Source organism: Pseudomonas sp. S2_F07 (genome assembly GCF_054668325.1).
This window is the reverse complement of record NZ_CP162758.1, coordinates 3503894-3527945: the sequence shown is the minus strand read 5'-3', so window position 1 is coordinate 3527945 and position 24052 is coordinate 3503894. Positions and strand designations below refer to the sequence as shown.

Below are 24052 nucleotides of genomic sequence, written 5' to 3'. Positions count from 1 at the left end.
CCGGGCAAGCCATCGGCCTGCCCGTGCGCTTTACTCGGCAGGGTTTTCAGTGCTGCGCTGCCACAATGAGTAATACACGCGCCCGGATTTCTGTTCCCGGTGCAGGCGCCAGTTCTCCGGCAGGCCCAGGGTCGACGGCGCCGACTCGCTTTCGGTGTACACCCAGGCGTCTTCGGCCAGCCATTGGCGCTCTTCGAGCAACTTGCAGACGGTGGGCAGCAGGTCCTGGTTGAACGGCGGGTCAAGGAACACCAGGTCGTAGGCCGTTGCGGTCTGGGTTTCCAGGTAGCGCAGGGCGTCGGCGGTCTGGACCTGGCCGTTGGTGCAACGCAATGTGCCCAGGTGTTCCTTCAGGCTGGACACCGCGATGCTGCTGGCGTCCAGCGCCTGACCCATGGCTGCGCCGCGGGACAGGGCTTCGAGGAACAGCGCGCCACTGCCGGTGAACGGGTCGAGTACCTTGGCACCGGGTACATAAGGTGCGAGCCAGTTGAACAGGGTTTCACGCACTCGGTCCGGCGTCGGGCGCAGGCCCGGGGCGTCGGGGAAGCTCAGCTTGCGGCTGCGCCATTCACCGCCGATGATGCGCAACTGGTTTACGCCGTTGTGGACGTTTTTGGCGGGTTTTTTAGGGTGGGCCATTAATGCTCCGGAACCCCGAGCGGCTGCTCGGAAGGTTTATCAGTAGGGGCCGGTAACGGCTTTTGCGGCACGGTCGGGCCAGCGCTGACGATGACCATCTTGTCCGTACTCAGGTGTTTGTTCATGGCGGCTTTGACCTGCTCGACGGTCAAGGCCTGGGACTGTTGCATGAAGTCTTCCAGGTGACTCAGCGGCAAGTTGTAAAAACCGATGGCGCCCAGCTGACCGACGATATCGGCGTTGCTGGCGGTGGACAGCGGGAAGCTGCCGGCCAGTTCGCGCTTGGCGTCGTCCAGCTCTTTTTCGGTCGGGCCGGTATTAAGGTAGTCGGCCAGTACATCCTGCACCAGTTTCAGGGTGCCCTCGCTCATCTCGGCACGGGTTTGCAGGTTGATCATGAACGGGCCGCGTGCCTGCATCGGGGTGAAGCCCGAATACACGCCGTAAGTCAGGCCACGCTTTTCGCGCACTTCACTCATCAAGCGGGTGCCGAAGCCGCCGCCACCGAGAATCTGGTTACCCATGGACAACGCCGCATAGTCCGGGTCGTCGCGATCGATGCCCAGTTGCGCAAGCATCAGGTTGGTCTGCTTGGACGGGAACTCGATATGGCCGACGCTGGCCTTGGGCTCGACCGGTTGCGCGATTTTCGGCAAGGCCGGGCCTTTGGGCAGGGCGCTGGAAACCTGGGCGGCAATCGCTTCAGCTTCCGCGCGGGACAGGTCGCCGACCAGCGCGATCACCACATTACCGGCTGCGTAGGCTTTCTCGTGGAAAACACGCAGCTGTGCCTGGGTTATCGCCGGGACGGTTTTCGCCGTGCCATCGCTGGCGTGTGCGTACGGGTGATCACCGTACAAGCGGTTCATCAGTTCCAGGCTCGCCAGTTTGCCGGGGTTCTGTTTCTGGTATTCAAAACCGGCGAGCATCTGGTTCTTGATGCGGGCCAGCGAGTCGGCAGGGAAAGTCGGCTTGCCGATGACTTCGGCGAACAGCTTCAGGGCCGGTTCGCGCTGGTCCTTGGCACTCAGGCTGCGCAGCGAAGCGATTGCCATGTCCTTATAAGCGCCGTTGCCGAAATCAGCACCCAGGCCTTCGAAGCCCTGGGCAATGGCACCGACGTCCTTGCCGGCCACACCTTCGTTGAGCATGGCGTTGGTCAACACCGCCACGCCCGGTGCATCGCCGTCCTGGCTGCTGCCGGCAGCGAAGATCAGGCGCATGTCGAACATCGGCAGCTCATGGGCTTCGACAAACAGCACCTTGGTGCCTTCGGCGGTGTTCCAGGTCTGCACGTCCAGCTTGCGGTGTTGCGGTGCCTTGCCGTTGAGTTCGGTCAGCGATTGCAGTTTCTGGCTGGCCTTGGCCTTGTCGAGGGCTTCGCTGGCATTGGTTTCACCGGAGCGCGACAGATAGAACGCGGCGGAGCCGATAACGGCGACGGCGACCAGGCCGATCAGGGCCAGGTGGGAGGGTTTACGCTCACTCATGAGTCGTCTCCAGAGGCAATACATGGGCGACGCTGAGACGTTCGCGGGTGAAGTACAGCTTGGCGGCTTTCTGGATGTCTTGCGGCGTGACGCTTTCCAGATCGGCCAGTTCGGTGTCCATCAGTTTCCATGACAGGCCGACCGTTTCCAGTTGGCCGATGGCGGTGGCCTGGCTGGTGATCGAGTCGCGCTCGAAGACCAGGCCGGCGATGACTTGTGCGCGTACGCGTTCCAGTTCTTCGGCGGTTGGCGCCGTGGTTTTCAACTGGTCGAGCAGCTTCCACAAACCGGCTTGCGCCTGGGCGATGGTCTTGTGTTTCTGCGAGTTTGGCGATGCCGACAGAGTGAAGAGGCTGTCGCCACGGGTGTAGGCGTCGTAACTCGACGAGCCGCCGGACACCAGTTCTTCTCCGCGTTCCAGTTGCGTCGGGATGCGCCCGCTGTAGCCGCCGTCGAGCAGCGCCGAGATCAGACGCAGGGCATTGACCAGGCGCTTGTCTTCGGCGGTGGCGATGCTCGGCACGTTGAAGGCCAACATCAGGCTGGGCAGTTGGGTCTGTACGTGCAGAGTGATCTGGCGCTCGCCTGGTTCGGCCAGTTCCAGCGGTTTTTTTGCGGCGGGCACATCACGCTTGGCGATCGGGCCGAAATAGCGTTGGGCCAGGGTTTTGACTTCGTCCGGAGTGACATCGCCAACCACCACCAGCGTAGCGTTGTTGGGCACGTACCAGGTTTCGTACCAGTGGCGCAGCTCTTCGACCTTCATCCGCTCAAGGTCGGCCATCCAGCCGATGGTCGGCGTGTGATAGCCGCTGGCCGGGTAGGCCATGGCCTTGAAGCGCTCGTAGGCCTTGGCCATCGGCTTGTCGTCGGTACGCAGGCGACGTTCTTCCTTGATGACCTCGATTTCCTTGGCGAACTCGTCGGGCGGCAGGCGCAGGCTGGCCATGCGGTCGGCTTCCAGCTCGAAGGCAACGCCCAGGCGATCACGGGCCAGCACCTGGTAGTACGCGGTGAAGTCGTCACTGGTGAATGCGTTTTCTTCGGCGCCGAGGTCGCGCAGGATCAGCGAGGCTTCGCCGGGGCCGACTTTCTCGCTGCCCTTGAACATCATGTGCTCCAGAGCGTGGGACAAACCGGTATTACCCGGCGTCTCGTAGCTGGAGCCGACCTTGTACCAGACCTGGGAAACCACCACGGGCGCACGATGGTCTTCGCGCACGACCACCTTCAAGCCATTGTCGAGAGTGAATTCGTGGGTGGGTTGCGGGTCGGCAGCCAAGGCCGAAAGGGGCAGGCAAACTGTGCTGAGCAGCAGGCCTGCGGCGCGGCGGGCAAGAGCATTCATTCGTTTTCAAACCTTTGGGGCTGCCCGCTTGGTCTTAGCGTCAGCGGGCGAGAGGTAGGGCGTGTCATCAATCATTACCAGTACCGCGCCGGAGCCTGATAGTGCGCAGGGCAAGGCGCGAGGAGTGTAGTTTGGTATTCCAAATAAACTCCGAGCAACGCAGCCCTGCGCACTATCAGGCCCGGCCTCCGGGTGGTCGCCTGAAAGCGGGCCATACTGCGTTGCAGTCCTTGGCAAGGAAAGCACATTCCCTGCGGCCTGCGCCTTGTCTGGCCCGCTTTCAGGCGGCCACGCGGTACTGGTAATGATTGATGACACGCCCTAGGATACTGATCCGTTTTAGCGGCGGCCACGCCTATCAGGCCTTTATGCTTGATCAGGTTGAATGGGTTTGCGACGGAAGGTGGATATTTATCAACTGAATTCCGCGTTTTCGCCGATTTTGCTGCTTTAGTCCTATGAGAAATCGATTCCTTGAGGCGCCGATGAGCACCTCGACAAAATGTTGCGCGTGAACAAGCTGGGTGAAACACAGTCTGTTCTGCATCGAATATTTATTTGCCGGGGCGCCATTGGCGCGTCGCTACCGTGAGATAGCCGTCCTCCATGTTTGGTTCCAACGACGACAAGAAGACCCCAGCTGCGGCTGGCGAGAAAAAAAGCCTGTTCGGATGGCTGCGCAAAAAGCCGCAGGAACCCGTCGTCGAACAGCCACAAGCCATTTCTGAACCAGCGCCGACGCCGGTCCCGGTAATAGAAGAAGCGCCCGCGTCGGTTGTTTTGCCGATTGCCGAGCCGTTGCAGCAACCCAAGGTTGAAGCCGCTCCCGAACCCGTCAGCGAAATCGTCACCGAACAGCCGTTGGCCCCGACGGCCGAGCCGTGGTTGACCCTGCCGGTGGCCGAAGAACCCGTGGCATTGGTCGAAAATGACCTGGCTCCTCACGTGACACCACTGATTCCGGCTCCGGTAGCGTTTACGCCTGCACCGGCTCATGTGCCTGTGGTCGAACCTATTGTTGAACCAGCCGTCGTAGCCGAGCCTGTGCCTGTTGTCAGCCAGCCAGAGGTTCCGGTATTCGTTGCTCCGGTTGCTCAAGCACCGGCACCCGCTCCGATTCCTGAGCCGATCGCGGTACCCGTTGAAGCTCCGGCGGAGCTGGTACGCACCGAAGAAACCAAAGCCGGTTTCTTCGCCCGCCTCAAGCAGGGCCTGTCCAAGACCAGCGCCAGTATCGGCGAAGGCATGGCCAGCCTGTTCCTGGGCAAAAAGGTTATTGATGACGAGCTGCTCGAAGACCTCGAAACCCGTTTGCTGACCGCCGACGTTGGTGTTGAAGCCACCTCGGTGATCATTCAGCGTTTGACGCAGAAGGTTGCGCGCAAGGAGCTGGCCGACGCCGATGCCCTGTACAAATCCCTGCAAGCCGAGCTGGCAGCGATGCTCAAGCCTGTCGAGCAGCCGCTGAAAATCACCTCGCAGAACAAGCCGTTCGTGATTCTGGTCGTCGGCGTCAACGGTGCCGGCAAGACCACAACCATCGGCAAGCTGGCGAAGAAACTGCAGCTGGAAGGCAAGAAAGTCATGCTCGCCGCCGGCGATACCTTCCGTGCCGCGGCGGTGGAGCAATTGCAGGTCTGGGGTGAGCGCAACAAGATCCCGGTGATCGCGCAGCACACTGGCGCCGACTCGGCCTCGGTGATCTTCGATGCCGTGCAGGCCGCCAAAGCCCGTGGCATCGATGTGTTGATCGCCGACACCGCCGGCCGCCTGCACACCAAAGACAACCTGATGGAAGAGCTGAAAAAGGTTCGTCGGGTGATCGGCAAGCTCGACGCCGACGCCCCGCACGAAGTGCTGTTGGTGCTTGACGCCGGCACCGGCCAGAACGCCATCAACCAGGCCAAGCAATTCAACCAGACCGTCGAACTGACCGGCCTGGCGCTGACCAAGCTCGACGGCACCGCCAAGGGCGGGGTGATTTTCGCCCTGGCCAAGCAATTCGGCCTGCCGATCCGCTACATTGGCGTCGGCGAAGGCATCGATGATTTGCGTACCTTTGAAGCAGAACCCTTTGTCCAGGCATTGTTTGCCGAACGGGAGCGTTCATGATTCGTTTCGAACAGGTCGGTAAGCGCTACCCGAACGGTCACGTCGGCTTGCATGAGCTGAGCTTTCGAGTCCGTCGTGGCGAGTTCTTGTTTGTCACCGGCCATTCCGGCGCCGGTAAATCCACGCTGTTGCGCCTGTTGCTGGCGATGGAGCGCCCGACCAGCGGCAAGCTGCTGCTCGCCGGGCAAGACCTGAGCACCATCAGCAACGCGCAGATTCCTTTCTTGCGCCGGCAGATCGGCGTGGTGTTCCAGAATCACCAGTTGCTGTTCGATCGCACGGTGTTCAATAACGTCGCGCTGCCTTTGCAGATCCTGGGGCTGTCCAAGGCCGAGATCGCCAAGCGCGTGGACTCGGCACTGGAGCGCGTGGCGCTGTCGGATAAAACCGATCTGTACCCGGGCGACCTGTCCACCGGTCAGCAGCAGCGCGTCGGCATCGCCCGCGCCATCGTCCATCGTCCGGCCTTGCTGCTGGCGGATGAACCGACCGGTAACCTCGACCCGCGTCTGGCCGCCGAGATCATGGGCGTGTTCGAAGACATCAATCGCCTGGGTACCAGCGTGCTGATCGCCAGTCACGACCTGGCCCTGATCGCCCGCATGCGCCATCGCATGCTGACGTTGCAACGCGGTCGATTGATCGGTGACGGGGAGGCCGCGGTATGAGTGCAACACGTAGCCCCAAGGTTTCCGAGCGTGTGGCCCCGAAGGCCGCCGATCCGCAGCCGCAAAAGAAAAAACGCGATGATGACGACGGGCCGGACTTTGCCACGTTGTTCCGCGCCTGGATCGAAAGTCATCGTGCCAGTCTGGTGGACAGCCTGCGCCGCCTGGGCAAGCAGCCCATCGGCAGTTTCTTCACCTGCATGGTGATGGCGGTGGCCCTGAGTTTGCCCATGGGGCTGTCACTTTTGCTAAGTAACGTCGAGCGCCTCGGTGGCTCCTGGCAGCGTGCGGCACAGATTTCCCTGTATCTGGACCTTGAGGCCAAGTCGGCCGAAGGTGAATCTCTGCGCGATCAGATCAAGGGCATGCCTGGCGTCGCCGAGGCCGAATATGTTGGCCGGGATCAGGCGCTGGAAGAGTTCCAGCAACAGTCCGGGCTGGGCGAGGCGCTCAAGGAATTGCCGGAGAACCCGCTGCCGGGCGTGGTCCTGGTGACGCCGAACGAAGTCGACAAGCCGGCCCTTGAAGCATTAAGACAAAAACTATCCGAGTTACCGAAGGTACAACAGGCGCAACTTGATTTAGTCTGGGTCGAGCGTCTGGCAGCCATCCTCAAGCTGGGTGACCGTTTTGTCTTCGGTCTGACCGTGCTTCTGGTTTCTGCATTACTTTTGGTGATAGGCAATACCATTCGTCTTCATATTGAAAACCGCCGCACAGAGATAGAAGTGATTAAACTGGTTGGCGGCACTGACAGCTATGTGCGCAGGCCCTTTCTGTATATGGGCGCGTTGTATGGCTTCGGTGCGGGGATTCTGTCCTGGGGCGTCCTGGCGTTCGGCCTTGATTGGCTGAACGACGCGGTGGTAGGGCTGGCCGGTTTGTACGGCAGTGATTTTGCACTGGCTGGAGTGCCAGTTGCCGACGGTCTGTCTCTCTTGCTTGGCGCGGTGCTGTTGGGGTATATCGGTGCATGGATTGCAGTCGCACGCCACCTGAGGGAGCTTGCGCCTAAGTAGTATCATTTTGCTCGTATTGACCTTTCAGCGTTTTTGGGTTTTAGGGAACTTGTCTTTCGGTTTCCGGTCAATTTTCGCAGTGCTGAACTGCACGAGTTTGTAAGTCGGAGGTTTTTTCGTATGACCAATTCTTTGCAACCTGCATATGCTCTGGTCCCGGGTGCGAACCTGGAGGCCTATGTGCACACCGTCAACAGCATTCCATTGCTGTCGCCGGAGCAGGAGCGTGAACTGGCCGAGAGTCTCTATTATGAGCAGGATTTGGGGGCGGCTCGGCAGATGGTGCTCGCCCACCTGCGTTTTGTCGTACATATCGCCCGTAGCTATTCCGGCTACGGCCTGGCCCAGGCTGACCTGATCCAGGAAGGCAACGTCGGCCTGATGAAGGCCGTGAAGCGCTTCAACCCGGAAATGGGCGTGCGCCTGGTGTCCTTTGCCGTGCACTGGATCAAGGCGGAAATCCACGAGTTCATCCTGCGCAACTGGCGCATCGTGAAAGTCGCGACCACCAAGGCCCAGCGCAAGTTGTTCTTCAACCTGCGCAGCCAGAAGAAGCGTCTGGCCTGGCTGAACAACGAAGAAGTCCATCGCGTAGCGGAAAGCCTGGGTGTAGAGCCTCGGGAAGTGCGCGAGATGGAAAGCCGCCTGACCGGCCATGACATGGCCTTCGACCCGGCTGCCGAAGCGGACGACGACAGTGCTTTCCAGTCGCCGGCCAACTATCTGGAAGACCACCGGTACGACCCGGCCCGTCAACTGGAAGATGCCGACTGGAGCGACAACTCCAACCACAACCTGCACGAAGCGCTGGAAGTGCTGGACGACCGCAGCCGTGACATCCTCTACCAGCGCTGGCTGGCGGAAGAAAAAGCCACGTTGCATGACCTGGCGCAGAAGTACAACGTGTCGGCCGAGCGTATTCGTCAGCTTGAGAAGAGTGCGATGAACAAGCTCAAGTTGTCGATCGCTGCGTAATCGGCGAGCAGGCAATAAAAAACGCCCCGGTCATTGATCGGGGTGTTTTGTTTTCAGGCTCAAAAGATCGCAGCCTTCGGCAGCTCCTACATAGGATTGCGTACCCCAGTAGGAGCTGCCGAAGGCTGCGATCTTTGATTTTTTCAGTTACTGCGCCCAAGGCGCCCGACGCGAATCGTTCAGCCCGACCAGATAGCTGTCGCCACCCAGTTGGCTCATCTGTCGCCGAATCCAGCCTGCGCGTCGCGCCACGTAAGCGGTCGGATGGCTCGCACTCCACACGCGAGGATTGGGCAATACCGCAGCCAACAAGCTCGATTGCTGACGGCTCAGGTTCTTGGCGCTCACACCAAAGTGATGCCGGGCCGCCGCTTCGGCGCCAAACACGCCGTCATCCCACTCGACGCTGTTGAGGTACACCTCAAGAATTCGCTGCTTGGGCCAGAGCACTTCGATCAGTCCGGTGAACCAGGCTTCCAGGCCTTTGCGCAGCCAGCTGCGGCCAGACCACAGGAACAGATTTTTCGAAACCTGCTGGCTCAGGGTGCTGGCGCCACGGATCGAACCGCCGCGCTCGTTATGGGCAAACGCCGCCTGAATCGCGCCGATATCGAAGCCCCAGTGCTCCGGGAATTTTTGGTCTTCGCCGGCAATCACCGCGACTTTCAGGTCATCGGAGATCTCGTCCCAGGGTTTCCAGGTCCGTTGCAGGTCGATGGGTTCGCCGTCAAACCAGGACTCGATCTTGCGCTCGACCATCAGCGTCGTCCCCGGCGGCGGCACCACGCGAAAGATCAGCACCAGCAATACGCTGCCACCCATGAACCAGAGCACGGCCTTGGAGAAATGACGGAAATAGATACGCAGCATAGAGATGGCTTGGCCGAACCCGTTGAGCGGGCCATTATACAGACCCTTTGAATCGAAACTGACTGGAGTTCTGCATGCTGCGTGGCTTTGTGATGCTGGCCGCTTTTTTCGGCTTCACCGGTGTCGGCCTCGGGGCCTTTGCCGCCCATGGCCTGAAGAGCCGCCTGAGCGCCGATTACCTGGCGATCTTCCACACTGGCGTCACCTATCAACTGGTGCACGCCCTGGCGTTGCTCGGTGTTGCAGCGCTGGCCACGCAAATTCCCGGTCGACTCGCCACCTGGGCCGCTGCATCGTTTGCCATCGGTATCCTGCTGTTCTCCGGTAGCCTGTATGTATTGACGCTGACGGGCATCAGCAAGTTCGGCATCATCACCCCGTTCGGTGGTCTGGCCTTTCTGGTGGGTTGGTTTTGCCTCGGACTTGCCGCCTGGCGCCTGAGCTGACTTAACGGTCCATTTCATGACGAATGGCTTGGGTCGGCCTGACTGATCGGGCTAGAATGCCAGCCCCTAAAAATGATGGCGGCATCCGGCATGCGCATTCAGTTGAACGGCGAATCCCTTGAACTGCCCGACGGTGAAACCGTTGCGGCCCTGCTGACCCGTCTGGACCTGACCGGACGCCGGGTGGCGGTCGAACTCAATCTGGATATCGTCCCGCGCAGTCAGCTCGCAGACACCACGTTGAACGACGGCGACAACGTCGAAGTGGTGCACGCCATCGGCGGCGGCTAGCAGCCTCGGCCCAGTGGCCACAGAATTCAGCAAGTACCTCACCCCTACAGAGGATTTTCCATGAGCATCGTTCGCAGCGACAAGCCTTTCGTCCTGGCCGGTCGTACTTACCAGTCGCGTTTGCTGGTCGGTACCGGCAAGTACCGTGACATGGAAGAAACCCGCCTGGCCATCGAAGCCTCGGGTGCCGAGATCGTCACCTTCGCCGTGCGCCGCACGAACCTTGGCCAGATCGAGGGCGAGCCGAACCTGCTCGATGTGCTGTCGCCGGATCGCTACACTTTCCTGCCGAACACCGCCGGTTGCTACGACGCCATCGAAGCCGTGCGCACCTGCCGCCTGGCCCGTGAGCTGCTCGATGGCCACAACCTGGTGAAGCTGGAAGTGCTGGCCGACCAGAAAACCCTGTTCCCCAACGTGATCGAAACCCTCAAGGCCGCCGAAACGCTGGTCAAGGAAGGCTTCGACGTGATGGTCTACACCAGTGATGATCCGATCATCGCCCGTCAATTGGCGGAAATCGGCTGTATCGCGGTGATGCCGCTGGCCGGTCTGATCGGCTCTGGTCTGGGGATCTGCAACCCGTACAACCTGCAGATCATCCTCGAAGAAGCCAAAATCCCGGTGCTGGTGGATGCCGGTGTCGGTACTGCTTCCGACGCTACCATTGCCATGGAACTGGGTTGTGATGCGGTGCTGATGAATTCGGCCATCGCCCACGCCCAGCAGCCGGTCATGATGGCTGAAGCCATGAAACATGCGATCGTCGCAGGCCGCCTGGCTTACCTCGCCGGCCGCATGCCGAAAAAACTCTATGCCAGCGCCTCTTCGCCGCTGGATGGTCTGATCAAGTAAGAGCCATTGATGACTGAATCGAACGACACGCCAATCCAGACGGAAGAAGGCGACGAGCGCCAACACCGCCGCATCAAGAGCTTCGTGATGCGCGCCGGGCGCATGACCGAAGGCCAGCAAAAGGGCCTGGAGCAGGGCACTCCGCTGTTCGTGCTGCCGCTGGCCGACGCGCCGGTGGATTTCGACCAAGTGTTCGGTCGCTCGGCACCGCGCTCGCTGGAAATCGGTTTCGGTATGGGCCATTCGCTGCTGGAAATGGCCGCCGCTTCGCCGGATCAGGATTTCATTGGCGTCGAGGTTCACCGTCCGGGTGTCGGGGCGCTGCTCAATGGCGTGCTGACGCAAGGCCTGACCAACCTGCGGGTCTACGATTGTGATGCCATCGAAGTGCTCAACCGTTGCGTGGCCGATAACAGCCTCGATCGCCTGATGCTGTTTTTCCCGGACCCATGGCACAAGAGCCGTCACCACAAGCGTCGTATCGTTCAGGCGTCCTTCGCTGAGCTGGTGCGCAGCAAGTTGAAAGTCGGCGGCATTCTGCACATGGCCACCGACTGGGAACCGTACGCCGAGTACATGCTGGAAGTGATGAACGTTGCGCCGGGTTACCGCAACCTCGCCGAAGACGGCAAGTGCGTGCCACGCCCGGCCGAACGGCCGATCACCAAGTTCGAACGCCGTGGCGAACGTCTTGGGCATGGGGTTTGGGATTTGAAGTTCGAGAAGCAGTCCTAAGCATCACCCAATACAAACTGTGGGAGCGGGCTTGCTCGCGAAGGCGTCGTGTCAGTCGACATTAATGTTGTCTGATGCACCGCTTTCGCGAGCAAGCCCGCTCCCACAGTTGTTTTAAGGTGTGGCTGAGATCAGCGGCGGTCTGCCACAACGCCAATCAACACCAGCACCACCAGCAGCACCGGCGCCAGGCTGTAGTTGTTGAACTGGCTCAAGCCGCGCACGACCCACGGCGTGGCATAGATCAGCGCCGCGCCGCTGCCGATCATGCACAGCAGGGACATCAGTGGCACGCGCAAGGCGCCGGCGATGCTGCCCAGGCGTTGCTCGACCCAGCCTTTGAAATCCGCACCAAACAGCACCAGCAGGCAGCCCACCAGGGCCAGGGCGATTTCCGAGAGGTTGCTGCGGCTCCAGCGAGACACGGTGGCAAGCAGGTCGAGTACCAAATCCATTCGATTTCCTTATGTCAGAAATTTCTGCAGCAAGTCGTTGAGGAAGAGTTGTCCGCGTTCGGTGGCTACCAGACGTGACGGTTCGACCTGCAACAGGCCGCTTTGTTCGGCTTCGCGGCGGCCTTCAGCAAGGCTTTCCAGTGTCATGCCGGTGCGTTCCGGGTACAGCCGTGATTCGACGCCTTTAGTCAGGCGCAGCGCGTTCATCAGGAATTCGAACGGCATTTCATCGTTGCCCAGCGCTTTCTCGCCGGCCTGGAAGCTTTTTGCCGGATTCAGGTAATCCTTCGGCAGGCGGGTCTTCCAGGTGCGAATGATGCGCCCGTCCGGATGGCTGAGCTTGCCATGGGCGCCGGCGCCGATGCCAATGAAGTCGCCAAAACTCCAGTAATTGAGGTTGTGCCGTGCCGGGCGACCGGGCAGGGCGTAGGCCGAGACTTCGTATTGCGCGTAACCGTGTTCAGCCAGCAGCGCTTGCCCGGCTTCCTGGATGTCCCACAGCGTGTCGTCTTCCGGCAGCGTCGGCGGCTGGTTCCAGAACACCGTGTTCGGTTCCAGGGTCAGTTGATACCACGACAGGTGTGTCGGCTTCAGGGCGATGGCTGTGCGCAGGTCGGCCAAGGCATCGTCCAGGGACTGATTGGGCAAGCCATGCATCAAGTCCAGGTTGAAGTTATCGAACCCGGCCTGTCGCGCCATGCCGGCGGCGCGTACGGCTTCGTCACCGTTGTGAATCCGCCCCAGGGCCTCGAGCTTCTCTTGCTGGAAGCTCTGGATGCCGATCGACAGGCGATTGATCCCCAGTTTCCGGTACGCGACGAACTTGTCTTGCTCGAAGGTCCCCGGATTGGCTTCCAGCGTGATTTCGATGTCGCTGGCAAACGGGATGCGCTGTTCGACGCCTTTGAGCAAGCGACCCAGCGATTCAGCACTGAACAGGCTTGGCGTGCCGCCACCGAAGAAAATCGAGCTCAGCTCTCGACCATAAACGGCGTGCAGGTCCTGATCGAGATCGGCCAGCAATGCGTCGACGTACTCTTCTTCCGGCAACACAGGGCTGGCGGTGTGGGAGTTGAAGTCGCAATAAGGGCATTTGCGCACGCACCACGGGATGTGGATATACAGCGCCAGTGGCGGCAGCACAGGCAGGGCTGCCCGAGGCGATTGAGCGGCGCCGCCGAAGATCAGCGGCGACGCGGATGATTCACGGGTCATTTCAAGCCCAGGCGCTGGCGCAGCAGATCCATTGCACGGGCGCGGTGGCTGATCTGGTTCTTGTCGCCCGGGTTCAGTTCGGCGCTGGAGCAATCGCGCTCCGGCACCCAGAACAGCGGGTCGTAGCCAAAACCGTGTTCGCCGCTGGCCTGGGTCAGGATTCGCCCGTGCCACAGACCCTCACAGAGGATCGGCAACGGATCATCGGCGTGGCGCACCAGTGCCAGCACGCATACGAACTGTGCGCCACGTTCGGCCTCAGGCACGTCTTTCAATACGTCGAGCAGCTTGGCGTTGTTCGCCGCATCGCCCTTGCCGTCGGCATAACGCGCCGAGTAGATGCCTGGCGCGCCGCCAAGGAAGTCCACCGCCAGCCCGGAATCGTCGGCCAACGCCGGCAGGCCGGAAATGCGCGCGGCATTGCGGGCCTTGAGGATGGCGTTTTCGACGAACGACAAACCAGTCTCTTCGGGCTCGACACTGCTGAACTCGCCGATCGAGCGCAGATGCACCGACTCGCCGAGCATGGCCTGGAGTTCCTTGAGTTTGCCGGCGTTATGGCTGGCCAGTACGAGTTGCGTGAAGTTGATCATTGGCCAGGGAAGAGCTCTTGGTTGAAATTGATGGTGTTTATCTTGTCGCCGGTCTGCACCTTGATGTTGAAGGTGCGGACTTCCTGCTGGGGTACCGGGTATTGGGCGATGTAGTAGATCGCTCCTTGCTCGGTGACCTGCTTGAAGTTCAGTGTATAGCTTTGGCTGGTCAGGTCTTTGACGGTGCCGCTGACCTCGGCCGTCATCGGCGTGCCGGCCTTGATCACTGTAATGTTGATCACGCCCTGATCCTTGCTGCGAGTCAGTTGGGCGGCCTTGGCAACGTCCGGTAGCAAGTAGGTGGAGTTGAAGGTGTTGTAGTGCACCGTCACGTCACCGAAGGTTTCCTTGCGTTCGCTCTTGATGGCGTCGGCGGCCATGGCGGTGATGCTCAGGCAGGCAGTGAGTAGAAACAACGCTAGACGACCCATGATCGTTCTCCTTGAAATAGGGTGGATCAGACTGCGACCTTGTGATCGGAAAGTCCCGGGCTGCTGACCCGGTAGATACCGATCTCACCTAACAGATTAGGCCATAGCTTGCTGGCCCACCCGTGCCGATGCTGTTGATCCACGGCAAGCCGATCAATGACCTTCGCTTCACGTTCGCGACACAAGGCTTCAAAGTCCGCGAAGGTGCAGAAGTGAATGTTCGGCGTGTTGTACCAGGTGTACGGCAGGAACTCGGAAACCGGCATGCGGCCCTTGCTCGCCAGGTACCAGCGGCAGCGCCAATGACCGAAATTCGGGAAAGTGATGATGCACTGACGGCCGACGCGCAGCATTTCCTCGAGGATCCTGTCCGGGTAGTGCACCGCTTGCAGCGCCTGGGTCATGACCACGACATCGAAACTGTTGCTGGCAAAGTTGCCCAGGCCCTTGTCCAGGTCCTGTTCGATGACGTTGATGCCCTTGGCCACGCACTCGGCGATGTTGTCGGCGTCGTTTTCCAGGCCATAACCGGTGACTTGCTTGTTATCGCGCAGCCAGGTCAGCAGCTCGCCATCGCCGCACCCGAGGTCGAGCACGCGGCTGCCGGCGGGGATCCATTCCTGGATGATTTCCAGATCAGCTCTCATGGCTTTCTCACAACGTAATGCGGTTCATGTAATTGCCGAATGCCTGCAGGTAGCGCGGGATCGGAATCAGGAAGGCGTCGTGGCCTTGCGGAGCGTCGATCTCGAGGTAGCAGACGTCCTTGCGCGCGGCCATCAGTGCGTCCACCAGCTCCCGCGAGCGGGCAGGGGAGAAGCGCCAGTCGGTGGTGAACGACATTACGCAGAACCTGGCTTTTGCACCTTCAAAGGTTTTCGCCAGGTTATCGTCGAAGTTCGCTGCCGGATCGAAGTAATCGAGCGCTTTGGTCATCAACAGGTACGTGTTGGCATCGAAGCGTCCGGAGAACTCTTCGCCCTGATAGCGCAGGTAGCTTTCCACCTGGAACTCGACGCTGTGGAAGTCGTAGTTGAGCTTCTCGCTCTTGAGCCCGCGGCCGAATTTCTCGCCCATGGAGTCGTCGGACAGGTAGGTGATATGCCCGACCATCCGCGCCAGCATCAGGCCGCGCTTGGGGATCACGTTGTGTTCCTGGAACGAGCCGCCGTGGAATTCAGGGTCGGTGAGGATCGCCTGGCGCGCCACTTCGTTGAACGCGATGTTCTGTGCCGACAGCTTGGGCGCCGAGGCGATGGCCAGGCAGTGACGGATGCGGTCAGGGTAGGTGATGCTCCATTGCATCGCCTGCATGCCGCCGAGGCTGCCGCCGATCACGGCCGCGAACTGGGCGATGCCGAGGCGATCCGCCAGGCGCGCCTGGCTGTGCACCCAATCCTCGACGGTTAACACCGGGAAGTCGGCGCCGAAGGGCTTGCCAGTGTCCGGGTTGATGCTGCTCGGGCCGGTGGAGCCGTTGCAGCCGCCGAGATTGTTCAGGCTGACCACGAAGAACCTGCTGGTGTCGATCGGCTTGCCGGGACCGATGCAGCTGTCCCACCAACCGGGCTTGCGGTCGTCGACGCTGTGGTAGCCGGCGGCGTGGTGGTGACCGGACAGGGCGTGGCAGATCAGCACGGCGTTGCTCGCCGTGGCATTGAGCGTGCCGTAGGTTTCGTAAAACAGGTCATAGGCCGGAAGCGAACGGCCGCAGGCCAACGCCAGGGGTTCGCTGAAGTGCGCCACTTGCGGCGTCACCAGACCAACAGAATCGGGGGGAAAGGCAGCTGGCATCGACCCTGCTCTCATTGAAATGAGGCGTAAGTCTAAAGACCGCTGGGGTAAGCGGCAAGCAGAGGCCGGGCCTGATTTCATTCAGTAAGACTGAGGTGCACCATTCGCGAGCAAGCCCGCTCCCACAGGGGGGCGCATTCCAATGTGGGAGCGGGCTTGCTCGCGAATGAGGCGACTCGGTGGATCAGGCTGGACGCACCAGATCAGGCAAGTCCGGCAGCTTCTTCGGCGAACAGATCCGCACCCGTTTCTGCCGGTTCAACTCGCCGCTGAGCAGGCTGACCTGGCTCTTGGATACGCCAAAGGCCTTGGCCAGGAACGCCATCAGATACGCGTTTGCCTTGCCCTCGACCGGCGGCGCGGTCAGGCGGATCTTTAGGCGATCGCCGTGCAGCCCGCAGAAGTCATCGCTACGGGCTGCCGGTTGCAGGTGACACTCCAGAATCAGGTCGTCACCGTCCCAGCGAAACCAGCTCACCGGGTCAGATCAACACGCGGAGGATTTCCGGCATCATGGTCATGGCGGCGAGGTTGTTGATCACCAGCATGTCGAACAGCTTGAGTGCCAGGAACGCAAAGATCGGCGACAGGTCCAGACCGCCCAGGTTCGGCAGGAACTTGCGGAACGGCGCCAGGGCCGGTTCGCAGACGTCGTTCACCAGTTCGGCGCCGGGGTTATGGCTGCCCGGGGCGACCCAGGACAGGATCACGCTGATGATCAGGGCGAAGAAGAAAATCTTCATGAACAGCGCGGTCACCCCGATGATCGACCAGATCAGCAGTTGCAGCGGGTTGCCGGTGGTGCCGTAGGTCAGCAGCAGGGTCAGGGCCATCAGCGCCAGTTGCACCAGGATCGCCAGCACCAGCGAGGACATGTCCAGGCCGAACACGCTCGGGATGATCCGGCGCAGTGGCTTGAGCAGTGGCTGAGTGGCCTTGACGATGAACTGGCAGATCGGGTTGTAGAAGTTCGCCCGCACCAGTTGCAGCACGAAGCGCATCAGCACGATCAGCAGGTACAGGCTGCCGAGGGTTTGCAGCACGTAGACCGCTGCGGTGTTCAATCCAATCATGAAAAGCTCCTTATTGACCCAGTTGTTCGGCCATCTCGGCCGAGCGATGCGCGGCAGCGCCGAGTGCTTTTTCGACCAGGGCTTCAAAGCCATTGGCCTGGAACGACTTGATTGCAGCTTCCGTGGTGCCCGCAGGCGAGGTGACGCGGCGGCGCAGCTCGGCTGCGTCGACGTCGCTGGAGACCGCCATGTGTGCGGCGCCCAGGGCGGTTTGCAGGGTCAGCTGCGCGGCGATGTCCGCCGGCAGGCCGAGCTTCACGCCTGCGGCGGTCATGGCTTCGATCAGCAGGAAGAAGTACGCCGGGCCCGAGCCGGAAACGGCGGTGACGGCATCCAGTTGCTGTTCTTCATTCAGCCATAGGGCGATGCCGACCGCGGACAGCAACTCCTGGGCCTGCTGACGTTGTTCGGCGGACACCTCGGCTGTCGCAAACAGGCCGCTCGCGCCCTGACGCACCAGCGCCGGGGTGTTGGGCATGCAGCGCACGATCGGCTGGGCGCCGAGCCAGTTGTTCATGCTGGCGCAGGTGATGCCCGCTGCAATCGAAACCACCAGTTGATCGGGCTTGAGGCTTGGGCGAATGGCTTCGCACACGGCTTTCATCGCCTGCGGCTTGACCGCCAGCACGACCACGTTGGCGCCATCGATGGCCTGGGCGTTGTCGGCAAAGGTTTCGATGCCGTGTTCAGCGCTCACGCGGGCGCGGGTTTCTTCGCCCGGATCGCTGGCGCGGATCTGCGCTGCTTCCAGACCCTTGGCCCGCAGGCCGCCGATCAGGCTGGCGGCCATGTTGCCGGCACCGATAAAGGCAATACGTGTCTTGCTCATGTCAGGTCCTTATAAAGAGAGGAGTCAGCCATTTTTCAAGGCTGACCGTAGTCGCGGGCGCCAAACAGGGCGGTGCCGATCCGCACCCAAGTGGCGCCTTGGGCGATGGCCGATTCGAGATCGTGGCTCATACCCATGGAAAGTGTGTCGAGCGGCAGGTTCAGGCTGGCTTGCAGGCTTTGCACGGCCGCGAAAGAGGCATCCTGGGCGGCGCGATCTTCAGTCGGCTCCGGAATGGCCATCAATCCGCGCAGTTTCAGGCGCGGCAGGTTACTGATGGCGTTGGCCAAGGCTGGCAGGTCGGCCGGGGTGCAGCCGGATTTGCTGGCTTCACCGCTGACATTGACCTGAATGCAGATGTTCAGGGGCGGCAGATCGGCGGGACGTTGTTCGGACAGGCGTTGTGCGATTTTCAGGCGATCCACGGAATGCACCCAGTCGAAGTGCTCGGCGATAGCGCGAGTCTTGTTCGATTGAATGGGGCCGATGAAGTGCCAGATCAAGGGCAGGTCGGCCAGTTCCAGCTGTTTGCCCAGCGCTTCCTGCAAGTAGTTCTCGCCAAAGTCGCGCAGGCCGGCAGCGTAGGCTTCACGCAGGTCCTGAGCGGGTTTGGTCTTGCTCACAGCCAGCAACCGGACGCTGTTTTCGGCGCGGTTCGCGGCAAGTGTTGCGGCATGTATGCGCGAACTAACCTGAAGAATGTTGTCTGCTATGGTGGACATCAAGAGGCGCCAGCGGTCTGAAGGTTCGCGGCATTCTACTGGAATTGAGAGGCGCTATGGATATCACTGAGCTGCTGGCATTCAGCGCCAAACAGGGGGCATCCGACCTGCACCTGTCCGCCGGCCTGCCACCGATGATTCGGGTGGATGGCGATGTGCGGCGCATCAACCTGCCGGCCATGGACCACCAGCAGGTGCAGGCGCTGATCCATGCCATCATGAATGACACCCAGCGGGCGGACTTCGAAAAGCATCTGGAAACCGATTTTTCCTTTGAAGTGCCCGGCGTGGCGCGCTTTCGGGTCAATGTGTTCAACCAGAACCGTGGCGCGGGCGCCGTGTTTCGCACCATCCCGGCGAAAGTGCAGAGTATGGACGAACTGGGCATGGGCGACGTGTTTCGCAAGATGACCGACGCTCCCCGTGGCCTGGTGCTGGTGACCGGCCCGACCGGTTCCGACAAGTCCACCACGCTGGCAGCGATGATCGATTACCTCAATACCCATCGTCATCACCACATTCTCACCATTGAGGACCCCATCGAGTTTGTTCACGAGTCGCGCAAATGCCTGATCAATCAGCGTGAAGTCCATCGCGATACCCGTAGTTTCGCCACCGCGTTGCGTTCGGCACTCCGGGAAGACCCGGATGTGATCCTGGTGGGGGAGATGCGCGATCAGGAGACCATTCGCCTGGCGTTGACCGCAGCCGAAACCGGCCATCTGGTGTTCGGCACGCTGCACACCACGTCGGCGGCGAAAACCATCGACCGGGTGGTCGACGTGTTTCCGGGGGACGAGAAGTCGATGGTGCGTTCTATGCTCTCCGAGTCGCTGCTGGCGGTGGTATCCCAGACCCTGGTGAAGAAAATCGGCGGCGGACGCATCGCGGCACACGAGATCATGCTGGGGACATCGGCGATCCGGAACCTGATCCGCGAGGACAAGGTGGCGCAGATGTACTCGGCGATTCAGTCGGGAGGGTCGCTGGGGATGCAGACGCTGGATATGAGCCTGAAGGATCTGGTGACCAAGGGGTTGGTCAGTCGTGATCATGCGCGGGAGAAGGCGCGGTCACCGGATGGTTTTTGATGACCCTGAAAGCAAAGGCTCGCAGCCTTCGGCAGCTCCTACACAGGAATATGCGATTCCATGTAGGAGCTGCCGAAGGCTGCGAGCCTTTGATCTTGCTTCAATCAGCGCTGAACAACCCGCAACGCATTTTGTTCTTTCGGCAGAACCCGCTTGGCAACTACGTAGTGGTTTTCCCAGTACGGCTTCTTCAAGGTGTCGATGGACACCGACTTGCCGCGGCGTGGCGCGTGGATGAAACGGTCGTTGCCCAGGTAAATGGCAACATGATTGACCCGACGGCTCTTGATGTTGAAGAAAATCAGGTCGCCCGGCTTCAGGTCGTCGCGATCGACTTTCTCCCCATGACCGCTGGCCATGGCGTTGGAGGTGCGTGGCAGGTCGAACGTGGCGTCGTTGAACGCGTATTTCACCAGGCCGCTGCAATCGAAGCCTTTGCTTGGGCTGCTGCCGCCCCAACGATAGGGAGTGCCAAGGACGTTCACGGCGCGGCTCAGCACGTCGCTGCTTTCCTTGGTGCCCATCGGTGGAACCAGGCCGCTTTTGCTGCTGGCCAGGCTTGGAGCGTATTTAGCGGATTTCTTGTCTTTGCTCGAAGGAGCAGAGGCATGGGATTTCGGGGTGTAACCATTAACGTTTGGAAGACGTTGCTCACGATTGGTGGCGTGGGCGGCCAGTGGCATCAAAAGGCAAATGGTTAGCCATGTCTTGAAAAATGAACGCATTAGGCAAGGCTCTTAATAAGTTAGCGCGCAACTTTATAACAGCTTTTTTCCCGCTTCCGAGGCCGTTGGTCGATTCAATAAGGGGGGCAATGGTGGCAAAAAAGCAGCAAAATGGCGCCATTGTCGGACAGGAGTCCGGTGTTACAAGGCTTTGACAGGTGCGAAGGTAGCACTTGCCATACGTCGGGTGCCCGTAAAAAAGTCACAAAGAATTAAAGAATATTTATCTATCGTGTGAATCGAGGTCATTCATGAACCCCTATCAACAGGCTGTCCAGCAGCAAGACACCCACAGCAAAGTGATCGGTTACCTGCTGTGGATTTTCGGTTTTACCGGTGCTCACCGCTTCTATTACGGCAGGCCGGTGACCGGGACGATCTGGTTCTTCACCTTCGGCTTGCTGGGGATCGGTTGGCTGATCGACCTTTTCCTGATTCCGGCGATGGACCGAGAGGCTGACCTGCGATTTACCGCGGGCCCGATCGAATACAACGTGGCGTGGATCCTGCTGACGTTTCTCGGGGTGTTCGGCGTTCACCGGATGTATCAGGGGAAATGGATCAGTGGGCTGCTGTATCTGCTGACGGGCGGGTTGTTCTTTCTTGGGGTGCTGTATGACTTCTGGACGTTGAATGACCAGGTTTCTGTGCGTAATGCGCAGAATCGCGGCGCCTTTTAGTCAGTCTTCGCGAGCAAGCCCGCTCCCACATTTGATCTCTGGTGTTCACACAATATGTGGTTACTGGAGATTTATGTGGGAGCGGGCTTGCTCGCGAATGCAGGCGACGCGAAGTTAAGCCTGGTGACTGATCCGCCCATCCACCAGCGTGTAACGCACCACGCCTGGCAGGCTGTGGCCAATGAACGGGCAGTTTTCGCCCTTGGACAGCCAGCGTTCACCCGCCACGGTCGAGGCCGCAGGGTCGAACAGCACGATGTCCGCCGCGCCACCCACCGCCAGTTTGCCTGCCGGCAGACGCAAGGCCTCGGCAGGGCCGGCGCTCAGACGCTTGAGCAACGTCGGCAGGTCCAGCAAGCCGTCTTCGACCAGGGTCATTGCCAATGGCAAGAGCAGCTCAACGCTGCTGATGCCCGGCTCGGTCGCACCGAACGGTGCCAGTTTGGCGTCACGCTCATGGGGTTGGTGATGACTGGAGATGGCCGAGATCACGCCGGATTTCACCGCAGCGCGCAGGCCCTCGCGGTCGGCGCGGGTGCGTAGCGGCGGCTGGACGTGATACAGGCTGCTGAAGCCGATCAGGGCTTCGTCGGTCAGGATCAGCTGGTACAGGGCGACATCCGCGGTCACCTTCAGGCCTCGGGCCTGGGCCTGGGCGATCAGCTCCACGCCGCGGGTGCTGGTGAGCTGGCTGAAGTGCGCGCGCACGCCGGTCTGTTCAACCAGCAGCAGATCCCGGGCCAGGGCGACGGTTTCGGCGCTTTCCGGGATGCCCGGCAAGCCCAGGAAGCTGGCGGTCGGACCTTCGTGAGCCAGGCCACCTTCGGCCAGGTCGTAATCCTGGGAGTTGAAAATCACCGTCAGGTCGAAAGTCGCTGCATAGTCCAGTGCCCGGCACAGGGTGCGGGTGTTGCGGAAACTCTCCAGGCCGTTGCCGAAGGCCACGCAGCCGGCGTCGCGCAGTGCCACGAGCTCTGCCAGTTGCTCACCGTCCAGGCCTTTGCTCAGGGCGCCAATCGGGAAGACTTTGGTGTTGCCGGCCTCACGGGCGCGGTCGAGGATCAGCTCGGCCACCGCCGAGGTGTCCAGCACCGGTTTGGTCTTTGGCGGGCAGCACAGGCTGGTCACGCCGCCAGCCGCCGCCGCGCGGGTTTCGCTGACAATCGAGCCTTTGCGGCTGTAGCCCGGCTCGCGCAGGGCAACGTTGAGGTCGACCAGGCCGGGAGCGGCCACCAGGCCTTTGGCGTCGATGGTGTCGACTGCGACAAAACCGGCCGGCGCGGCGCCAAGGGCGACGATCTTGCAGGCTTCAATATGGATATCGGTGATTTGATCCAGGCCGCTGGCCGGGTCGATGACGCGTGCGCCGAGAATGCTGAGCTTCACTGAACGTTCTCCTGGTCGAATTGGCGCTGCGCAGTCTGCCCGCTCATGGCCATGGACAATACGGCCATACGAATGGCGATCCCGTAGGTCACTTGGTTGAGGATCACCGAGTGCGGGCCATCGGCCACCGCCGACTCGATTTCCACCCCACGGTTGATCGGCCCCGGGTGCATGACGATGCAATCGGGTTTGGCCCCGGCCAGGCGCGCGGTAGTCAGCCCGAACAGGCGATAGAACTCGCCTTCGCTCGGCAACAGGCCGCCGGTCATGCGTTCACGCTGCAGGCGCAGCATGATCACCACGTCGACGTCTTTGAGGCCTTCGGTCATGTCGGTGTAGACCTTCACGCCGTACTGCTCGATGCCGATCGGCAGCAAGGTTTTCGGCGCGATCACGCGGATGTCCGGGCAGCCCAGGGTTTTCAGGGCCAGCATGTTCGAGCGCGCAACCCGCGAGTGCAGGATGTCGCCGACGATGGCCACCGAAAGGTTTTCGAAGCCGCCCTTGTGCCGGCGGATGGTCAGCATGTCGAGCATGCCCTGGGTCGGGTGCGCGTGCCGGCCGTCACCGCCGTTGATGATCGCCACTTGCGGGCAGACATGTTCGGCGATGAAGTGCGCTGCGCCGGAATCACCGTGACGCACGACGAACATGTCGGCGGCCATGGCTTCCAGGTTGCGCAGGGTATCGAGCAGCGTTTCGCCCTTGCTCGCCGACGATGTCGACACGTTCAGGGTGATCACGTCCGCCGAGAGCCGCTGGGCCGCCAGTTCGAAGGTGGTGCGGGTGCGGGTCGAGTTTTCGAAGAACACGTTGCACACGGTCTTGCCGCGCAGCAACGGGACTTTCTTCACGGCCCGGGCGCCGACTTCAAGGAAGGAGTCGGCGGTGTCGAGAATTTCCGTCAACAGCTCGCGGCGCAAACCGTCGAGCGAGAGGAAGTGGCGCAACTGGCCCTGATCATTGAGTTGCAGCGGGCGCTTGGTTTCTAGAGGCGTCATCGCGAGGGGGACTCTCAATAGGGCGAATTAAAGGGCGAGGTCTTGCAGTTCGAGCGCAAGTTCCGGGCCGGACAGCTTCACCCGTTCGTGGGCCGCCAGCGACAGGGTCGCGCCAACCACGTTCGGGCGGATCGGCAGTTCGCCGGCGTCCAGGTCCAGCAGGCACACCAGCGTCACGCTGGCCGGGCGGCCGTAGTCGAACAGTTCGTTCATGGCGGCGCGGATGGTCCGGCCGCTCATCAGCACGTCGTCGATCAGCACCAGGTGCTGGCCTTCGATCTCGAACGGCAGCGCCGAAGGGCGAACCTGTGGGTGCAAGCCGTTCTGGCTGAAGTCGTCGCGGTAGAAGGACACGTCCAGGGTGCCGAGGGGCTCATTGCTGCCCAGCTCCTTGAGCAGGGCCTGGGCCACCCAGACACCACCGGTACGGATGCCGATGAAGCGCGGGTCGCTGATGCCTCGTTTGGCCAGATAGGCGTCAAGTCGGATCGCCATCTGGCTGATCAGTTCGGCGGGATTGGGCAGGCTCATGGTTGCTCCTTCTTTGGCCCGGGCCAGCCTGTGCGGGAGTGGCTCGGGTTGTAGCTAAGAGAGACGGACAGCGGC

28 protein-coding genes are annotated in these 24052 nt (G+C 61.1%); 10 read left to right on the top strand and 18 right to left on the bottom strand.

The annotated features are described in order from the left end of the window. Window positions 1-30: 30 nt before the first annotated feature. The 3 genes from rsmD to AB4O40_RS15970 are packed head-to-tail and all read right to left on the bottom strand — an operon-like array spanning window position 31 to window position 3480. Entirely contained in the window at window positions 31-642 is a 612-nt protein-coding gene (gene rsmD, locus AB4O40_RS15980) for a 16S rRNA (guanine(966)-N(2))-methyltransferase RsmD (protein ID WP_223541323.1), read from the bottom strand. Then, window positions 642-2132: a M16 family metallopeptidase gene (locus tag AB4O40_RS15975; protein ID WP_223541324.1), complete on the bottom strand. Its 1491-nt coding sequence runs from the start codon at window positions 2130-2132 to the stop codon at window positions 642-644. Before AB4O40_RS15975 ends, rsmD begins: the two co-directional genes overlap by 1 nt. Then, window positions 2125-3480 carry a M16 family metallopeptidase gene (locus AB4O40_RS15970; RefSeq protein ID WP_056726476.1) on the bottom strand — a complete coding sequence of 452 codons (1356 nt, stop codon included), beginning with the start codon at window positions 3478-3480 and terminating at the stop codon, window positions 2125-2127. The genes AB4O40_RS15975 and AB4O40_RS15970 overlap by 8 nt, the downstream gene beginning before the upstream one ends. Before the next feature lie 606 nt (window positions 3481-4086). Between AB4O40_RS15970 and ftsY the strand changes: the two genes are divergently transcribed. The 4 genes from ftsY to rpoH all read left to right on the top strand — a co-directional run bounded on the left by ftsY (window position 4087) and on the right by rpoH (window position 8254). Continuing rightward, window positions 4087-5592, top strand: a complete 1506-nt coding sequence (gene ftsY / locus AB4O40_RS15965; protein WP_056726477.1) for a signal recognition particle-docking protein FtsY — start codon at window positions 4087-4089, stop codon at window positions 5590-5592. Beyond that, window positions 5589-6260, top strand: a complete 672-nt coding sequence (gene ftsE, locus AB4O40_RS15960; protein ID WP_007975383.1) for a cell division ATP-binding protein FtsE — start codon at window positions 5589-5591, stop codon at window positions 6258-6260. The genes ftsY and ftsE overlap by 4 nt, the downstream gene beginning before the upstream one ends. Beyond that, the gene (gene ftsX / locus AB4O40_RS15955; protein WP_056726478.1) at window positions 6257-7279 is read left to right on the top strand and encodes a permease-like cell division protein FtsX; all 1023 of its coding nucleotides are present in this window, start codon (window positions 6257-6259) and stop codon (window positions 7277-7279) included. The genes ftsE and ftsX overlap by 4 nt, the downstream gene beginning before the upstream one ends. Before the next feature lie 120 nt (window positions 7280-7399). Continuing rightward, window positions 7400-8254 (top strand): RNA polymerase sigma factor RpoH, encoded by an 855-nt coding sequence (gene rpoH, locus AB4O40_RS15950; protein WP_007975386.1) that lies wholly within the window; start codon window positions 7400-7402, stop codon window positions 8252-8254. 147 nt (window positions 8255-8401) lie between these two features. On the opposite strand, the gene mtgA is transcribed toward rpoH, so the two are convergent. Continuing rightward, window positions 8402-9124, bottom strand: coding sequence for a monofunctional biosynthetic peptidoglycan transglycosylase (gene mtgA / locus AB4O40_RS15945; protein WP_056726479.1), 723 nt, complete (start codon window positions 9122-9124; stop codon window positions 8402-8404). A 74-nt stretch (window positions 9125-9198) separates the two neighbouring features. Between mtgA and AB4O40_RS15940 the strand changes: the two genes are divergently transcribed. From AB4O40_RS15940 to trmB, 4 genes are all read left to right on the top strand, one after another. Beyond that, entirely contained in the window at window positions 9199-9570 is a 372-nt protein-coding gene (locus tag AB4O40_RS15940) for a DUF423 domain-containing protein (protein ID WP_056726480.1), read from the top strand. 90 nt (window positions 9571-9660) lie between these two features. After that, window positions 9661-9861 carry a sulfur carrier protein ThiS gene (gene thiS / locus AB4O40_RS15935; RefSeq protein WP_162252424.1) on the top strand — a complete coding sequence of 67 codons (201 nt, stop codon included), beginning with the start codon at window positions 9661-9663 and terminating at the stop codon, window positions 9859-9861. A 60-nt stretch (window positions 9862-9921) separates the two neighbouring features. Continuing rightward, window positions 9922-10716, top strand: a complete 795-nt coding sequence (locus tag AB4O40_RS15930) for a thiazole synthase (RefSeq protein ID WP_008051425.1) — start codon at window positions 9922-9924, stop codon at window positions 10714-10716. 9 nt (window positions 10717-10725) lie between these two features. Further along, window positions 10726-11451 carry a tRNA (guanosine(46)-N7)-methyltransferase TrmB gene (gene trmB / locus AB4O40_RS15925; RefSeq protein ID WP_056726481.1) on the top strand — a complete coding sequence of 242 codons (726 nt, stop codon included), beginning with the start codon at window positions 10726-10728 and terminating at the stop codon, window positions 11449-11451. Between the two features lie 131 nt (window positions 11452-11582). Here the strand turns inward: trmB and AB4O40_RS15920 are convergent, their stop codons facing one another. From AB4O40_RS15920 to AB4O40_RS15875, 10 genes are all read right to left on the bottom strand, one after another. Next, window positions 11583-11906 carry a DUF3392 domain-containing protein gene (locus tag AB4O40_RS15920; RefSeq protein ID WP_007987827.1) on the bottom strand — a complete coding sequence of 108 codons (324 nt, stop codon included), beginning with the start codon at window positions 11904-11906 and terminating at the stop codon, window positions 11583-11585. Window positions 11907-11915: 9 nt separating this feature from the next. After that, window positions 11916-13121, bottom strand: coding sequence for a radical SAM family heme chaperone HemW (hemW, locus tag AB4O40_RS15915; protein ID WP_460053867.1), 1206 nt, complete (start codon window positions 13119-13121; stop codon window positions 11916-11918). Continuing rightward, the gene (gene rdgB / locus AB4O40_RS15910) at window positions 13118-13714 is read right to left on the bottom strand and encodes an RdgB/HAM1 family non-canonical purine NTP pyrophosphatase (RefSeq protein ID WP_154860966.1); all 597 of its coding nucleotides are present in this window, start codon (window positions 13712-13714) and stop codon (window positions 13118-13120) included. The genes hemW and rdgB overlap by 4 nt, the downstream gene beginning before the upstream one ends. Beyond that, complete coding sequence (locus tag AB4O40_RS15905) at window positions 13711-14145, bottom strand: DUF4426 domain-containing protein (RefSeq protein WP_056726484.1); 435 nt, start codon at window positions 14143-14145, stop codon at window positions 13711-13713. The genes rdgB and AB4O40_RS15905 overlap by 4 nt, the downstream gene beginning before the upstream one ends. Before the next feature lie 26 nt (window positions 14146-14171). Continuing rightward, window positions 14172-14792: a methionine biosynthesis protein MetW gene (gene metW / locus AB4O40_RS15900; protein ID WP_056726485.1), complete on the bottom strand. Its 621-nt coding sequence runs from the start codon at window positions 14790-14792 to the stop codon at window positions 14172-14174. Between the two features lie 7 nt (window positions 14793-14799). Next, the gene (gene metX / locus AB4O40_RS15895) at window positions 14800-15939 is read right to left on the bottom strand and encodes a homoserine O-succinyltransferase MetX (RefSeq protein ID WP_460053869.1); all 1140 of its coding nucleotides are present in this window, start codon (window positions 15937-15939) and stop codon (window positions 14800-14802) included. 184 nt (window positions 15940-16123) lie between these two features. Then, on the bottom strand, window positions 16124-16417 hold the full coding sequence (locus AB4O40_RS15890; protein WP_056726487.1) for a DUF167 domain-containing protein: 294 nt from the start codon (window positions 16415-16417) through the stop codon (window positions 16124-16126). Window positions 16418-16421: 4 nt separating this feature from the next. Then, entirely contained in the window at window positions 16422-17012 is a 591-nt protein-coding gene (locus tag AB4O40_RS15885; RefSeq protein ID WP_056726488.1) for a YggT family protein, read from the bottom strand. A 10-nt stretch (window positions 17013-17022) separates the two neighbouring features. Further along, the gene (gene proC / locus AB4O40_RS15880; protein ID WP_056726489.1) at window positions 17023-17841 is read right to left on the bottom strand and encodes a pyrroline-5-carboxylate reductase; all 819 of its coding nucleotides are present in this window, start codon (window positions 17839-17841) and stop codon (window positions 17023-17025) included. A gap of 35 nt (window positions 17842-17876) precedes the next feature. Next, entirely contained in the window at window positions 17877-18563 is a 687-nt protein-coding gene (locus AB4O40_RS15875) for a YggS family pyridoxal phosphate-dependent enzyme (protein WP_056726490.1), read from the bottom strand. A 56-nt stretch (window positions 18564-18619) separates the two neighbouring features. Here AB4O40_RS15875 and AB4O40_RS15870 point away from each other — a divergent pair, with 56 nt between their 5' ends. After that, window positions 18620-19654 carry a type IV pilus twitching motility protein PilT gene (locus AB4O40_RS15870; RefSeq protein WP_460160107.1) on the top strand — a complete coding sequence of 345 codons (1035 nt, stop codon included), beginning with the start codon at window positions 18620-18622 and terminating at the stop codon, window positions 19652-19654. 104 nt (window positions 19655-19758) lie between these two features. Here AB4O40_RS15870 and AB4O40_RS15865 read toward each other — a convergent pair whose 3' ends face one another. Then, window positions 19759-20379, bottom strand: coding sequence for a C40 family peptidase (locus tag AB4O40_RS15865; protein WP_056726492.1), 621 nt, complete (start codon window positions 20377-20379; stop codon window positions 19759-19761). 251 nt (window positions 20380-20630) lie between these two features. Here AB4O40_RS15865 and AB4O40_RS15860 point away from each other — a divergent pair, with 251 nt between their 5' ends. Further along, complete coding sequence (locus tag AB4O40_RS15860; protein ID WP_056726493.1) at window positions 20631-21059, top strand: NINE protein; 429 nt, start codon at window positions 20631-20633, stop codon at window positions 21057-21059. Window positions 21060-21173: 114 nt separating this feature from the next. Here AB4O40_RS15860 and AB4O40_RS15855 read toward each other — a convergent pair whose 3' ends face one another. The 3 genes from AB4O40_RS15855 to pyrR are packed head-to-tail and all read right to left on the bottom strand — an operon-like array spanning window position 21174 to window position 23977. Then, window positions 21174-22445: a dihydroorotase gene (locus AB4O40_RS15855; RefSeq protein WP_056726494.1), complete on the bottom strand. Its 1272-nt coding sequence runs from the start codon at window positions 22443-22445 to the stop codon at window positions 21174-21176. Beyond that, window positions 22442-23446 (bottom strand): aspartate carbamoyltransferase catalytic subunit, encoded by a 1005-nt coding sequence (locus tag AB4O40_RS15850; RefSeq protein ID WP_056726495.1) that lies wholly within the window; start codon window positions 23444-23446, stop codon window positions 22442-22444. Before AB4O40_RS15850 ends, AB4O40_RS15855 begins: the two co-directional genes overlap by 4 nt. A gap of 27 nt (window positions 23447-23473) precedes the next feature. Continuing rightward, window positions 23474-23977, bottom strand: a complete 504-nt coding sequence (pyrR, locus tag AB4O40_RS15845) for a bifunctional pyr operon transcriptional regulator/uracil phosphoribosyltransferase PyrR (protein ID WP_056726496.1) — start codon at window positions 23975-23977, stop codon at window positions 23474-23476. Window positions 23978-24052: the final 75 nt, after the last annotated feature.

Excerpts from the sequence above, each read along its gene's own strand:
- rsmD (WP_223541323.1), bottom strand. The coding sequence starts at position 642 with ATGGCCCACCCTAAAAAACCCGCCAAAAACGTCCACAACGGCGTAAAC.
- AB4O40_RS15975 (WP_223541324.1), bottom strand. The coding sequence starts at position 2,132 with ATGAGTGAGCGTAAACCCTCCCACCTGGCCCTGATCGGCCTGGTCGCC.
- AB4O40_RS15970 (WP_056726476.1), bottom strand. The coding sequence starts at position 3,480 with ATGAATGCTCTTGCCCGCCGCGCCGCAGGCCTGCTGCTCAGCACAGTT.
- ftsY (WP_056726477.1), top strand. The coding sequence starts at position 4,087 with ATGTTTGGTTCCAACGACGACAAGAAGACCCCAGCTGCGGCTGGCGAG.
- ftsE (WP_007975383.1), top strand. The coding sequence starts at position 5,589 with ATGATTCGTTTCGAACAGGTCGGTAAGCGCTACCCGAACGGTCACGTC.
- ftsX (WP_056726478.1), top strand. The coding sequence starts at position 6,257 with ATGAGTGCAACACGTAGCCCCAAGGTTTCCGAGCGTGTGGCCCCGAAG.
- rpoH (WP_007975386.1), top strand. The coding sequence starts at position 7,400 with ATGACCAATTCTTTGCAACCTGCATATGCTCTGGTCCCGGGTGCGAAC.
- mtgA (WP_056726479.1), bottom strand. The coding sequence starts at position 9,124 with ATGCTGCGTATCTATTTCCGTCATTTCTCCAAGGCCGTGCTCTGGTTC.
- AB4O40_RS15940 (WP_056726480.1), top strand. The coding sequence starts at position 9,199 with ATGCTGCGTGGCTTTGTGATGCTGGCCGCTTTTTTCGGCTTCACCGGT.
- thiS (WP_162252424.1), top strand. The coding sequence starts at position 9,661 with ATGCGCATTCAGTTGAACGGCGAATCCCTTGAACTGCCCGACGGTGAA.
- AB4O40_RS15930 (WP_008051425.1), top strand. The coding sequence starts at position 9,922 with ATGAGCATCGTTCGCAGCGACAAGCCTTTCGTCCTGGCCGGTCGTACT.
- trmB (WP_056726481.1), top strand. The coding sequence starts at position 10,726 with ATGACTGAATCGAACGACACGCCAATCCAGACGGAAGAAGGCGACGAG.
- AB4O40_RS15920 (WP_007987827.1), bottom strand. The coding sequence starts at position 11,906 with ATGGATTTGGTACTCGACCTGCTTGCCACCGTGTCTCGCTGGAGCCGC.
- hemW (WP_460053867.1), bottom strand. The coding sequence starts at position 13,121 with ATGACCCGTGAATCATCCGCGTCGCCGCTGATCTTCGGCGGCGCCGCT.
- rdgB (WP_154860966.1), bottom strand. The coding sequence starts at position 13,714 with ATGATCAACTTCACGCAACTCGTACTGGCCAGCCATAACGCCGGCAAA.
- AB4O40_RS15905 (WP_056726484.1), bottom strand. The coding sequence starts at position 14,145 with ATGGGTCGTCTAGCGTTGTTTCTACTCACTGCCTGCCTGAGCATCACC.
- metW (WP_056726485.1), bottom strand. The coding sequence starts at position 14,792 with ATGAGAGCTGATCTGGAAATCATCCAGGAATGGATCCCCGCCGGCAGC.
- metX (WP_460053869.1), bottom strand. The coding sequence starts at position 15,939 with ATGCCAGCTGCCTTTCCCCCCGATTCTGTTGGTCTGGTGACGCCGCAA.
- AB4O40_RS15885 (WP_056726488.1), bottom strand. The coding sequence starts at position 17,012 with ATGATTGGATTGAACACCGCAGCGGTCTACGTGCTGCAAACCCTCGGC.
- proC (WP_056726489.1), bottom strand. The coding sequence starts at position 17,841 with ATGAGCAAGACACGTATTGCCTTTATCGGTGCCGGCAACATGGCCGCC.
- AB4O40_RS15875 (WP_056726490.1), bottom strand. The coding sequence starts at position 18,563 with ATGTCCACCATAGCAGACAACATTCTTCAGGTTAGTTCGCGCATACAT.
- AB4O40_RS15870 (WP_460160107.1), top strand. The coding sequence starts at position 18,620 with ATGGATATCACTGAGCTGCTGGCATTCAGCGCCAAACAGGGGGCATCC.
- AB4O40_RS15865 (WP_056726492.1), bottom strand. The coding sequence starts at position 20,379 with ATGCGTTCATTTTTCAAGACATGGCTAACCATTTGCCTTTTGATGCCA.
- AB4O40_RS15860 (WP_056726493.1), top strand. The coding sequence starts at position 20,631 with ATGAACCCCTATCAACAGGCTGTCCAGCAGCAAGACACCCACAGCAAA.
- AB4O40_RS15850 (WP_056726495.1), bottom strand. The coding sequence starts at position 23,446 with ATGACGCCTCTAGAAACCAAGCGCCCGCTGCAACTCAATGATCAGGGC.
- pyrR (WP_056726496.1), bottom strand. The coding sequence starts at position 23,977 with ATGAGCCTGCCCAATCCCGCCGAACTGATCAGCCAGATGGCGATCCGA.